Below are 291 nucleotides of genomic sequence, written 5' to 3' on the forward strand. Positions count from 1 at the left end.
CTGGAAGAGGTGTCCGTGACGCGGGATTCTGTCAAGGCCGCGGAGATGTACAGGCTGCCCAGCACACCCGAAAGAGCTGCACCGCTGGTATGCCACAGCGGGACATTCTGCCAGTCGGTCTCACAGGAAAAGGCATTGGTGCCCACCTCCAGTGCGTCTACTGCGCGCAGAGAGTAGTAATCAAGGTAGTTCTGGTCAATCTGTCCGCCGCCCCGCTGCACCGGCAGTACCTGCTGGCCCACCAGCAGCCGCCAGTAAAGATCCTGCCCGGCAGAAACAGGCCCGACCTGC

1 pseudogene is annotated in these 291 nt (G+C 61.9%); it reads right to left on the reverse strand.

Annotated elements, in window-relative coordinates:
- Window positions 1-291: pseudogene (locus P0G09_RS20005) on the reverse strand (DUF3048 domain-containing protein); the annotation flags it as partial.

Source organism: Faecalibacterium sp. DFI.5.82, from assembly GCF_029076575.1.
Lineage (GTDB): Bacteria > Bacillota > Clostridia > Oscillospirales > Ruminococcaceae > Faecalibacterium > Faecalibacterium duncaniae.